This window comes from Kitasatospora sp. NPDC056783 (assembly GCF_042789895.1).
Lineage (GTDB): Bacteria > Actinomycetota > Actinomycetes > Streptomycetales > Streptomycetaceae > Kitasatospora.
On sequence record NZ_JBHUAF010000278.1, the window covers coordinates 1 to 11420 of the forward strand.

Here is an 11420-nt window from a genome sequence, read left to right on the forward strand (position 1 = left end):
CCGACGAGCAACCGCTCGTCGGGGGCCGGTTCGTTCACCGGGGGGCGCTCAGGCGCTCAGCGGGTAGCGCCCGTCCAGGTCGCGGAACACCGCCCCGTTGAGCACGAAGGCCCGCTTGCACTCCTCGACCACCCGGCGCCGCTCGACCTCGTCCATCGCCGCACCCGCCGCGTCAAGCTTGGAGCGGTACTCGCGCTTGAAGGCGGCGGGGTTGGCGACCTCCTCGAAGACGTAGAACCGCACGCCGTCGCCCTTGCGCTCGAAGCCCCAGGCCTTCTCGGCTACGCCCCGGATGATCTGGCCGCCCGACAGGTCGCCCAGGTAGCGGGTGTAGTGGTGCGCGAGGTAGCCGGCGGGCCACTCGGCGGCCAGCTCCGCCACCCGGGCCACGTACGCGGCGGTGGCGGGCAGCGGCGCCAGCCCGTCCCGCCAGTCGGGCCCGCGCAGGTGCGCCAGGTCGCGCTCGATGGCCTCGGTGCGCAGCAGCGCCCGGTCGATGAACGGGCCCGCCAGCGGGTGCTCCGCGAGCTGCTCGGACCGCTCCTCCAGTGCCCGGTAGACGTACCAGAGCTGGCCGGTGAGGTCGGCGTAGGCCTCTATGCCGAGCCGTCCGCCCAGCAGGTGGCTCATGAACGAGGAGTGCTCCGCGGCCTCGTGCTCCTCGCTGCTGGCGGTGCGGAGCAGGGCGGAGAACGGGACGGGCTCGGGCGTGGGCATGCGGCCTCCAGGGATCGGATGCGGCCGGGTCGGAATGACCCCGATAACTATGGTTAGCCTAACCTAAATAGAAAGGTGCCGACACTCTGTCGGCAAGACCGGCCGAGCGGCCCGGGAAACGGCGGAGGCCGGGGCTCGCGGACGAATCCGCGGACCCCGGCCTCCGGTTGTCCGGACCCTCAGACGGTCGCGGTGGCGGTGGCGGTGGCCGACGGCCGGCGTGCGAGGTGGTCGGAGGCCTTGGCCGTCGCGTACAGGGAGACCGCGAGGGCGGCGACCAGCGCGGCGCCGGCGGCGAGGACGCCACCGGAGAAGACGGCCTTCGGGTCGCCGGCCTCGGTGCGGGCCGAGCCGGCGATGAAGGGCAGCACCACCAGGACGGCGAGGCCGAGCGCGACCTCGCCCCAGACGACCTTGGGGAAGTGGCCGAGGGTCAGCTCGCGCAGCGTGGCGGTGTCGTCGGCGAGGCGGGCCCGGGTGATCCGGGGCATCAGCCAGAACTGGTTGAAGGCGCCGGCGGTGACCAATCCGCCGACGAGCAGGACCTTGACCAGCAGGGCGACGCCGTAGCCGGTCGTCCAGAGCTGGGAGACGCCGCCGACGTGCTTCCAGCTGAGCCAGAGGCCGGAGACGGTGACCGCGCCGACGCACACCATCGCGACCAGGCCGAAGCGCTGCCAGACCCGGGCCCAGATCAGCCCGGCGCCCTCACCGAGGCGGCCCCGGGTCGCGGCCAGGGCGACCAGCAGTGCCAGTCCGCCGAGCCAGACGGTTCCGGAGACGATGTGGACCTGGTCGAGGACGAGGTCGAGCCAGCGGTCCGGGCCGGCCGGGGTGGTCGTGGGGACGGCCGCGATCAGCGTGACCGCGAGCGCCGCCGGCAGCGCGGCGAGGACGACGCGGTCGGCGTGACGGCGGACGGCCGGGACGAACAGGGCGATCATCGCGGCCGCGGCGGCGAGGAGGGCGAGGTTCTGGACGAGGTAGACGGTGCCCTGGGCGATCCAGGCGCCCTTGGCGGCGGGGGTGCGGAGGAAGTGCCAGATCCGGTCGGGGGCCAGGGCGTCGCCGAACGGCGTCCCCTTGCCCGCGCGGGCGACCCGGGCGGCGAGCTGGAAGTACCCGGCCGCCAGCAGCACCACGCCCGCCCAGGCGGCGCAGGCCGCCGATCGCCCCCGCAGCACCGCGGCGTCGTCGGCGCTGCCGCCGCGCTCGGCGGCCCTGAGGGCGGGGCGGACGGCGGTGGCGTAGGTGATGGTGGTTCCGATGGCGCCGCTGAGGCCGAGGAAGTAGCCGGTCTTGGTGAGGAGCCGCCAGGTCGGGGGCATGGTGTATCCGGCCGTGTTCGCGGCCGGCAGCAGGCTGTTCATAAGGGAAGGCTAAACTTTGGAAAGTTAGCCTTCCCTTACTTTTTAATGATTGATTGTTCTACTGAAATGGATCCGTTACGCGGTCGGGTCCGGCCTTCGGGTGCGGACTGAGGGTCCGACCCGCGGGCCCGGCCTCGGGTTCAGCCGGCGACGGCCACCTCCGGCACGGCGGTTGCCCTGGCGGACAGCGCGCGGCCGTATCGGCGCAGCAGGAGGGCGGCGGTGGTGGCGAGGCCGGTGAGCAGGCCGAGCCACAGACCTCGGGTCTCGCCGCCCAGGGGGTAGGCGAACAGCCAGGCGGCGGGCAGTCCGACGAGCCAGTAGCCGATCAGGGTGATGCGGAAGCCGCTCCGGGTGTCGTCGAGGCCGCGCAGCAGGCCGACGCCGATGTTCTGGGCGCAGTCGAAGAACTGCAGCACGGCGACGACGGCCAGGAGCCCGGTGGCGATCCGCAGGCCCTGCTGGTCGGCGGCCGAGCCGGGGTCGAAGTAGGGCCGCAGGACGAGGTGGGGCACGGCGAGGTAGGCGATGCCGACGAGGGCGGTGACGACGGTGCCGCAGGCGAGGGCGGTGTTCTTGATCCGGCGGGCGGCGGCGTACTCGCCGAGGGCGAGCTCCCGGCTGACGTTGATGGAGGCGGCGTGGGAGAGGCCGACGGCGACCTGGAAGACGATGTAGATCAGCTGGTTGACGGCGGTGTGGGCGGCGAGCGCGGCCGTGCCGAAGCTGCCGGCGAGCAGGGCGGTGACGGAGAAGAAGCCGGCCTCGGAGCCGTAGGTGGCGGCGATCGGGGTGCCGAGGCCGAGCAGGCGGCGCACGGTCGGTGCGTCGGCGCGCCAGAAGTCCAGGCTCAGCAGCGGTGCGAGCCGGGGGTCGCGGCGGGCGGAGGCGTGGAGGGCGAGGAAGGAGAGCAGGTGGACGCTGCTGGTGGCCACGCCGATGCCGGTGAGGCCGAACGTGGGCAGGCCCCAGGTGCCGTGGATGAGGACCCAGTTGAGTCCGGCGTTGACGGCGACGGAGGCGATGGTGATCCGCAGGAGGGCCTGCGGGCGGCGCATGCCGACGGTGAACTGGCGGATCGCCTGGAACCAGAGGCAGGGCAGCAGGCCGGGCGCCAGGGCGGCGAGCATGCCCTGGGCGCGGTGGGCGACGTCCGCGTCCTGGCCGAGGAAGGTGGCGGCCTGGCCGATGAGCACCATCAGGACGGCACCCGCGAGGCCGGCCAGGGTGGCGACGGCCATCGCGGCCCGGACCAGGCCGCGCACCTCGCCGTCGCCGTCGTCGGCCGGGCCCTCGGTCCGTTCGGCGCGGGCGGCGGCGGCCGCGACCTGGTTGCCGACGGAGGTGACGAGGCCGACGCCCATGGTGCGCAACTGGTTGAAGACGACCAGGGCCAGGCCGCCGGCGGCGAGCGCCTCGGTGCCGAGGACGCCCATCATGATGGTGTCGGTGGTGGTGAGGGCGACCTGGGCGAGCTGGGTGAGGGCGAGCGGGACGGCGAGCGCGGCGAGCGCGCGGCTGTCGCGGGCGAGGGTGGCTAGCTGCTGCATCGTGGGTGTCACGTTTCCCGGAAGTCAGGGCCTGCGGAGTTTGGTGAGCATTTCGTCGACCTCGGCCTCCACCGCGTCGTCGAGCAGGGCGTGGGCATTCATCCAGTCGTCGTTGAAGACGGTGTCCATGTACTTCTCGCCACCGTCGTTGACGAAGGCGACCATAACGGCATCAGGTGCCAGGGCCGGCAGGCGGTTCAGGGCTTCGTGGACGACGCCCCCCGCCGAGCCGCCGATGAGCAGTCCGGTGCGGCGGGCGACGACGCGGGCGGTCGCGAAGGCCTCGACGTCGCCGACCTTCACGCCCTCGTCGATGAGGTCGTAGTCCACCAGCAGTCCGATGGTGGCGCCCTCGGGGGTGCCGGTGCCGGACTGGTAGTAGTCGTGGGCGGGCGGGCCGAAGGCGATCGAGCCCTTCGGTTCGACGCCCACGACGGCGACCTCGGGCACGGACTTCTTCAACTCCCGGGCGGTGCCGCACAGTCCGCCGCCGGTGCCGACGGCGCCGATCAGCACGTCGACCCGGTGGTCGAGGGCCTGGGCGATCTCGCGGCCGACGGCGTGGTAGCCGACCGCGTTGCTGGGGTTGTTGTGCTGCTCGGTGAAGAAGGTGTTGTCCTTGCCGCGCGCCAGCTCCTCGGCGAGTTCCTCGCGGGCGGCGGTGTGGAGTTCCCCGCCTTCGGTGGCGTCGTCGACGTAGACGAGTTCGGTGCCCATCGCCTTCATACCGCGCAGCTTGTCGACGGCGGCGTGGTGGTCGACGACGGCGGTGAAGCGGTAGCCGCGCTCGGCGGCGACGACGGCCAGGCCCAGGCCGGTGTTGCCGGAGGTGGACTCGACGATGTGGCCGCCCTCGCGCAGTTCTCCGCGTTCTTCGGCGTCGAGGACCATCTGGCGGGCCATGCGGATCTTGGCGCTGCCGGTGGGGTTGAACATCTCCAGTTTGAGGAGCAGGCGGGCGCCGTTGTCGGCGCGGGCGAGTTCGAACAGCGGGGTGCAGCCGATGAGGTCGGAGATCCGGCTGACCACCGGGGGGCGGTGCAGGGCATCGGTCATGGTGGGGCTCCGTGGGGACGGCGGGGCGGGGTCAGCGGTCGAGGTGCCAGCGCGGGCGCCCGCCGTGGTGGTCGATGACGACCTTCGGCGGCAGCGGCAGTTCGTGGAAGGGGGACTCGTTGGAGTCCATCTGGTAGCCCGCGGTGTTGGGGTAGACGAGCAGGTCGCCGACGCGGGGCCGGGCGGGGAAGGAGATCTTGCGCCAGGTCAGCAGGTCCGAGTCCAGGCAGCTGGCCCCGCCCACACAGGCCCGGTAGGGCTGCCGCGGACGGTCGGCGGGATCGCCGAGCAGGACGGGGTCGGGCAGGTACTCGCTGTTGAACCACTGCTCGGACAGGCTGAGGCTGGTGCCGTCGACGGTGACGATGCCGTACCCGGCCCGGTCCTTGACGCCCTGGACGCGGAAGACCGAGGAGCCGGCCCGGTCCAGCAGCGCGCGGCCGGGCTCCAGCAGCAGCGTCACGCCCGTCTGCCGCAGCCGTTCGGAGAGGCTGGTGCCCGTGCCGCCGGGGCGGGCGGCGAGGATCGCGCGCAGCGCGTCCGCCCCGGCGACGGGGGAGTGGTACGGGTAGAAGTCGCCCGTGGCGAAGGACTTCTCGCCGTGGTAGTGCCCGGGCCCCTGGTCGGACAGGAAGGAGTCCCAGGCATCGGAGGCGACGTAGTCGACGGGGAAGCCGCCGCCGATGCTGATCCGGTCCGCCCGCAGGCCCGAGGCCCGGGCCCGGAGGCAGAGTTCGACGAGTTCTCCGGCGAGGTCGGCGCGTGGCTGGATCGCGTAGCCGGAGAGGTGGAAGCTGAAGCCCTCCATCCGTACGGCCCGGCCGGCCTCGGCGCACCGGTCCAGCGCCCGCCGCAGTTGCGGGTCGTCGAGGCCGAAGCGGCTGCGGGGCTGGGCGGGCGGGTGGCGGCGGAGCAGGACCCGGGCGGGACGGTCGACCCCGAGGGCGAGCAGCCGTTCCAGCTCGTCGAGGGCGTCGACGGCGATCAGCGCGTCCTGCCGGACGGCGACGCGCAGCAGGTGCTCGGACTTGGCGGGGCCGGTGACGACGAGGTCCTCGCCGCGCACGCCGTGGCCGAGGGCGTCGCGCAGTTCGCCGAGCGAGGCGACGTCGACTCCGGCGCCCGCCGCGGCGCAGCGCTCCACGAACACGGAGGCCTTGTTGGCCTTCTTCGCGTAGTGGACGTGTCCGGTGACCCCGGCCTCGGCCAGGGCGGCGCGGAACGCGGCGAGGTTGGCGTCGAAGCGTTCGGGCAGCAGGTAGTGGAAGGGGCCGCCCAGGCCGTGGGCGAGTTCGTGGAGCAGGCCGCCGGCGTGGATCCGTTCGGTGAGCGGGTCGGGGTGGGCGGGCAGGCTCAGCGCCACAGGGCCACCTCGGTGCCGAGGCCCTGGGCGGTGGCGAGTTGGGCGAAGCGGTGGCCCAGCGCGATGTCGGTGACGACGAGCCCGCTGTTGTAGGCGAAGATCCGCTGGCCGGGGGCGGTACGGGCGTGGGCGGCGCCGGAGATCGCGGCGGGCAGTTCCAGGTCGACGGCCGGGAACCCGCCGTCGGCGTCGGCCATGTCGGTGCCGGTGACGCGCATCTGGGCCTCGCTGGTGGCGATGACCCGGTCCGCCCGGTGGAGGGTGGAGGGGGCGAGGCCGTGGCCGACCAGGATCGAGACCGCGCCGGGCTTGAGCCAGTCGGCCTCGACGGCGGCGGGGGTGTGGGCGCCGGCGGTGGCGACGATGACGTCGGCGTCGCGGGCGGCGGCCCGGAGGTCGGTGACCAGTTCCGGTTCGCGCCCGGGGAAGTGCCGGGCGAGTTCGGCGCGGACCGCGGCGATGCCGTCGGGGTGGGTCCCGGACAGCAGCAGGCGCTCCAGCTTCGGCAGGGTGGTGAGCAGGAACGGCAGTGCGAGGCGGCCCTGGGTGCCGGTGCCGATCACCAGCGCGGTCGAGGCGCCGGGGGCGGCGCACTCGCGGGCCAGCAGCGCGGAGACCGCCGGGGTGCGCAGGGAGCCGATGCGGGAGCAGTCCATCATCGCCACCGGCAGGCCGGTGCGGTCGTCGTAGATGGTCAGCGTCGTGTAGTAGTGCTGGTTCTCGCGGCTGTCGTGCAGGCCGTGCTTGTACGAGGTCTTGACGGCGACGACGTCGCGCACGCCGTCGCGCCCGAGCATGGCGTAGGAGACGGAGTGGCCGTCGGCGGGCTTGACGGTCAGCTTGCGCGGGTTGTCGGACCGCCCGGCGGCGAGGGTGCGGTAGGCCTGTTCGACGGTGTCGACGACGTCGGTGAGGGTGATGTCCAGGCCGGCGAGGTCGCTGGTGGACAGTACGCGCAGGGTGGTGTCGTCCCGGTCCATGAGGGTGCCCTTTCGAGGTGGTGAGCGGCGGCGGTGGTGGTTCAGACGGCCCAGGCGGTGAGGGCGGCCTGGCCGTAGCCGTGTTCGTCGTGCTCGGCGAGCGGGCGGGTGGGGCGGCCCTCCACGCGGACCGAGGCGCGCTTGAGCCAGCGGTCGGTGCCGTCGTAGCGGGCCCGGAACGGCACCCGGCCGTGGACGACGAGGTCGTTGTCGACGACCAGGACGTCACCCGGTTCCAGGCTCACCGCGACGGAGACGCGGGCCAGTTCCGCACCGAGGCGCCCGTACGCCTCGCGCCACGCCTCGTCCGCCTCCTCCAGCGGGGTGTAGGCCGGGTCGTAACGCATCGTCAGGCCGTCGGAGGTCTCGAAGAGGGTGGGGACGGGCGCGGGGCGGCCGCCGAACCGCCGGGCCCGCTCGTAGGCGTCGTCGGGCAGGATCGGGGCGACGGGCCGCTTCAACTGCCGGACATCGGCGTCGGGCAGGTCGGTCAGGCGCACGCTGGCGGCGGTGGTGGCGATGCCGTCGTGGTTGCGCATGCAGCACAGCAGCAGCAGGTGGGCGCGGCCGGGATGGAAGGCGTCCTCGGTGTGCGGGGTGAGCAGGACGGCGCTGGAGGCGCCGGTCTGTTCGCTCTCGTGGCCCGGCGAGGGGACGATGTTGTGCACGAACCGGCCGTCCTGCTGGCCGTCCCAGGCGATCGGGGTGCCCATCAGCGTGGAGACGAGCAGCAGGACGACGTCCCACAGCGCGCCCGCGTCGTCGACGGTGGACCAGTGGCCGGGCGTGCGGCCGAGGGCGGTGTCGTCGACGTCCAGGCCGCGCAGCAGGAACAGGCCGTCGGCGGTGTCGACCGGGCGCAGCAGGCGGTGCAGCGGGTCGCCGAGCCGGGCGCACGCCGCAGGGAGGCCGGCCAGGAGGTCGGGGCTGGTCGCGGAGCCGTGGAGGCTCAGTAACTTCGCGGCGGCGGCGGTGAGTTCCGAGGCGGTGTCGGTGTCGAGGCGGCGTACCGGAGCAGGGCAGGTGGGCACGGCGGGAGACCTTCCGGGGGCGGGAGAGGAGAGGGCGCGGGCACGTGGCATCACCGCGCCGGTGTGGGACGGCGGCGGGAGCTGCGCGTGGGGCGTGGGTCCGGGACGGCTCGAACGGCCGGACGAGAGGAACGTAACAACGACTCTGAGGTCAGGCAAGCCTTACCCGGCCGGATGTCTACGGGTGCGCGGTTCCGGTTCCGGGTGGCGGCGCACATGCCGCGCGGGCTGAAATCCGCTGTTCAGGAGGGCTTTTGAGGGTCGGGGGGCGCATGGCCCGGGGGTGGTTGCGCTCCGCCGGACGGCTTGCGGCTTGTCTTGAATTTAGGATAGGTAACCCTAAGCAACTTGAGTACGGCACCCGAGACGAGGATCGAACGTGGGCGTCACCAGACGACAGCTGCTGTGGGCCGGAGCCGGAGCCGGGGCGGTCGGTGTGCTCGCCGCCTGCGGTGGCGGCAAGGGTGGTGCCGATGGGGCCTCGTCCTCCGACGGAACCGGTCAGCAGCCCCGCCCCGGAGGGACGTTGAAGGTCGGAGCCCTCGGGAAGGCCTCCGCCGTCACCCGGGACCCGCACGGCACCCAGGCCAACGAGAGCGACTACCTGATCATCAGTCTGATCTACGACACGCTCGCGATACCCGGGGACGAGGCCAACACCGCCCCCCGCCTGGCCGCCTCCTGGAAGCCGTCCGAGGACCTCAAGACCTGGCGCTTCACCCTGGCCGACGGCGCCACCTTCCACGACGGCACCCCGGTCACCGCCGACGACGTCGTCTGGTCGCTCAAACGCCTGCGCAACACCCCGGCCGGCCGGAGCCGCCTGCCCGGCATCCAACCCGAGGGCATCACGGCCGAGGACGCCAGGACCGTCGTCCTCGTCTCCGACTACGCCAACGCCGACCTGCCGCTGCTCACCCGGCTGACCACCTTCGTCCTCAAGAAGGACACCGAGGACGACGCCGTCGCGAGCGCCCCCGGCACCGGCCCCTTCAAGCTCGACTGGTACCGCGACGGCAACGCCCGCCTGGTGCGCAACGACCACTGGTACGGCGGCGAGGTCCTGCTGGACGCCGTCGAGGTGCGCCTCTTCGAAAGCCCCCAGGCCATGGCCAACGCCCTGCTCGCCGGACAGATCGACGTCGCCTCCAACGTCGGCGCCGTCGCCGCCCGCACCGCCGAGGCCCGCAAGGACGTCCGGATCGTGCGCCGCCCCAACGACATGGCGATGCCCGTCGTCATGCGCACCGCCGACGGCCCGTTCGCCGACGCCCGGGTGCGCGAGGCGCTCAGGCTCGCCGTCGACCGCGAGGCCATGGTCAAGCAGGTCCTCTCCGGCTACGGCAGCATCGCCAACGACATCCTCGGCACCGGCGACCCGGTCTTCGCCAAGGACATCCCGCAGCGCACTCGCGACCTCGCCAGGGCCAGGCAACTGCTCGCCGACGCCGGCTTCGACACCGCCAGGACCTACGACCTGGTCACCACCGAGGACATCGCCGGCCTCGCCGAGTCCGCGACCCTGTTCGCCACCCAGGTCCGCGAGGCCGGGGTGAGGATCAACGTGGTGAAGCAGGACTCCAAGGTCTTCTGGGACGACACCTGGCTCAAGGGCACGCTCTACACCACCTACTGGGGCACCAACGACTCGGTGGTCTTCTTCGCCTCCAAGACGATGCTCTCCGACGCGGGCCAGAACGAGTCCGGCTGGAACGAGCCGGGCTTCGACGAGACCTACCGCAAGGCCATGGGCACCGCCGACGCCGCCGAGCGCGACAAGCTGCTCCACCGGCTCCAGGAGATCGAGTTCGCCGGGTCCGGCTACCTGCTGTGGGGCATGGCCGACGGCATCGACCTGGCCGGCCCGGCCGTCCGCGACCTGCCCAAGCTCCCCGGCTACGGCCGCGTCCAGCTCGAGAAGACCTGGCTGGCACGTTGACCACGCTCCAGCCGGCCGGCGCCCGCGCGCCGCGCGGCCTCCCGGCCCGCATCCTCCCCGGTGCGGGCCGGGTCGCCCGGCAGGCCGTCCGACGACTCGTGACGCTGGCCGTCCTGCTCGCGGCCGTCTTCGCCGCCATCGAACTCCTGCCCGGCGACGCCGCCGGCGCGAGCTCCGACCGGGGCGTCACCGCCGCCGACCTCGCCGCCCGACGCACCGCCATGGGCCTCGACCGGCCCGTCGCCGAGCGGTTCTGGGACTGGATGACCGGCCTGCCCGCCGGCGACCTCGGCACCACCGCGCGCGGCCGGAACGTCACCGACGTCCTGGCCGGGCCCTTCCCCAACACCCTCCTGCTCGGCGCCCTCGCCCTCGCCCTGAGCACCATCGGCGCCCTCGCCCTCGGCGGCTGGGCCGCGCTGCGCCCCGGCGGGCGCGTCGACCGCGCCGTCGACGCCCTGTCCACCGCCGCGTTCGCCCTCCCGGAGTTCGTGCTCTCCGTCGCCCTGCTCCTGCTGCTGTCCCAGTGGACCGGCTGGCTGCCCGCCGTCACCCTCACCGGCCCGGACGGCAGACCCGAGTCCTGGACCATGGTCGTCCTGCCGCTGCTGTCCCTGGCGGTCCCCCAGATCGGCTGGAACACCCGCATCGTGCGCGGAGCACTCGCCGACCAGTCGACCCTGCCGCACGTCCAGGCCGCCGTCCTGGACGGCCTGCCCCGCCGACGCATCCTCAGCCACCACATGCTCCCCGGCGCCCTGCCCGCCATCGCCGTCGGCATCGCGACCTCCGCCGGCATGCTCCTCGGCGGCACCGTCGTCGTCGAGACCCTCTTCAACTACCCCGGCATCGGGTCCGTCCTGGCCGGCGCGATCACCGACCGGGACACCCCGCTGGTCGCCGGAGTCGTGGCCGCGGGCGGCGCCGCCATCAGCCTGCTCCTGCTGCTCGCCGACCTCGTCCGCACCACCACCCTCGGAGAGGAGCGACGATGACCGCCGACGCCCCGGCAGCGGCCCCCGCGCCCACCACCGGACGGAAGCGACGGGTGCTCATCCGCGCGGTCCCCGCGCTCGTCCTCGTCGCCCTCGCGCTCGCCGGGCCGCTCCTCGCCCCGCACCCGATCGACGTTCCGGTCACCTTCCCCTACGCCGAAGCCGGCGGCGGCGCGCCCCTCGGCGGTGACGCGCCCCTCGGTGGCGACCAACTCGGCCGGGACGTCCTCAGCCGCCTGCTCGCCGGCGGCGCGCCCCTGATCGCCACCGCCCTGGCCATCGCCCTGGTCGTCACCGCGGCGGCCACCGCCATCGGCATCCTCGCGGTGCTGCGCCCGGCCCTCGGCCGGTGGGTCGAACGCGCCGCCGACCTGACGATCCTGCTGCCGTCCGTCCTCGCCATCATGCTCATCGCCCTG

9 protein-coding genes and 1 pseudogene are annotated in these 11420 nt (G+C 73.4%); 3 read left to right on the forward strand and 7 right to left on the reverse strand.

Going from position 1 to position 11420, the window contains the following annotated elements; translation table 11 throughout:
• Positions 1-48: 48 nt before the first annotated feature.
• The 7 genes from ACFRMQ_RS29710 to ACFRMQ_RS29740 all read right to left on the reverse strand — a co-directional run bounded on the left by ACFRMQ_RS29710 (position 49) and on the right by ACFRMQ_RS29740 (position 8067).
• A complete protein-coding gene (locus tag ACFRMQ_RS29710) occupies positions 49-717 on the reverse strand; it encodes a heme oxygenase (biliverdin-producing) (RefSeq protein ID WP_380733756.1) in 669 nt (222 codons plus the stop codon).
• A 179-nt stretch (positions 718-896) separates the two neighbouring features.
• Positions 897-2087, reverse strand: a complete 1191-nt coding sequence (locus ACFRMQ_RS29715) for a CopD family protein (RefSeq protein ID WP_380733757.1) — start codon at positions 2085-2087, stop codon at positions 897-899.
• Between the two features lie 140 nt (positions 2088-2227).
• The gene (locus ACFRMQ_RS29720) at positions 2228-3637 is read right to left on the reverse strand and encodes an MATE family efflux transporter (RefSeq protein WP_380733759.1); all 1410 of its coding nucleotides are present in this window, start codon (positions 3635-3637) and stop codon (positions 2228-2230) included.
• Positions 3638-3661: 24 nt separating this feature from the next.
• Entirely contained in the window at positions 3662-4693 is a 1032-nt protein-coding gene (locus ACFRMQ_RS29725) for a cysteine synthase family protein (RefSeq protein WP_380733760.1), read from the reverse strand.
• Between the two features lie 31 nt (positions 4694-4724).
• Complete coding sequence (locus tag ACFRMQ_RS29730) at positions 4725-6056, reverse strand: Y4yA family PLP-dependent enzyme (RefSeq protein ID WP_380733761.1); 1332 nt, start codon at positions 6054-6056, stop codon at positions 4725-4727.
• Positions 6047-7036 carry an ornithine cyclodeaminase family protein gene (locus ACFRMQ_RS29735; protein ID WP_380733762.1) on the reverse strand — a complete coding sequence of 330 codons (990 nt, stop codon included), beginning with the start codon at positions 7034-7036 and terminating at the stop codon, positions 6047-6049. Before ACFRMQ_RS29735 ends, ACFRMQ_RS29730 begins: the two co-directional genes overlap by 10 nt.
• A 41-nt stretch (positions 7037-7077) precedes the next feature.
• The gene (locus ACFRMQ_RS29740) at positions 7078-8067 is read right to left on the reverse strand and encodes a TauD/TfdA family dioxygenase (RefSeq protein WP_380733763.1); all 990 of its coding nucleotides are present in this window, start codon (positions 8065-8067) and stop codon (positions 7078-7080) included.
• A 379-nt stretch (positions 8068-8446) separates the two neighbouring features.
• Here ACFRMQ_RS29740 and ACFRMQ_RS29745 point away from each other — a divergent pair, with 379 nt between their 5' ends.
• The 3 genes and pseudogenes from ACFRMQ_RS29745 to ACFRMQ_RS29755 all read left to right on the forward strand — a co-directional run.
• Entirely contained in the window at positions 8447-10006 is a 1560-nt protein-coding gene (locus ACFRMQ_RS29745; protein ID WP_380733764.1) for an ABC transporter substrate-binding protein, read from the forward strand.
• Positions 10003-11001: an ABC transporter permease gene (locus ACFRMQ_RS29750; RefSeq protein WP_380733765.1), complete on the forward strand. Its 999-nt coding sequence runs from the start codon at positions 10003-10005 to the stop codon at positions 10999-11001. The genes ACFRMQ_RS29745 and ACFRMQ_RS29750 overlap by 4 nt, the downstream gene beginning before the upstream one ends.
• Positions 10998-11420, forward strand: a pseudogene (locus ACFRMQ_RS29755) (ABC transporter permease); the annotation flags it as partial. The gene ACFRMQ_RS29750 and the pseudogene ACFRMQ_RS29755, both read left to right, overlap by 4 nt.

Excerpts from the sequence above, each read along its gene's own strand:
- ACFRMQ_RS29710 (WP_380733756.1), bottom strand. The coding sequence starts at position 717 with ATGCCCACGCCCGAGCCCGTCCCGTTCTCCGCCCTGCTCCGCACCGCC.
- ACFRMQ_RS29715 (WP_380733757.1), bottom strand. The coding sequence starts at position 2,087 with ATGAACAGCCTGCTGCCGGCCGCGAACACGGCCGGATACACCATGCCC.
- ACFRMQ_RS29720 (WP_380733759.1), bottom strand. The coding sequence starts at position 3,637 with ATGCAGCAGCTAGCCACCCTCGCCCGCGACAGCCGCGCGCTCGCCGCG.
- ACFRMQ_RS29725 (WP_380733760.1), bottom strand. The coding sequence starts at position 4,693 with ATGACCGATGCCCTGCACCGCCCCCCGGTGGTCAGCCGGATCTCCGAC.
- ACFRMQ_RS29735 (WP_380733762.1), bottom strand. The coding sequence starts at position 7,036 with ATGGACCGGGACGACACCACCCTGCGCGTACTGTCCACCAGCGACCTC.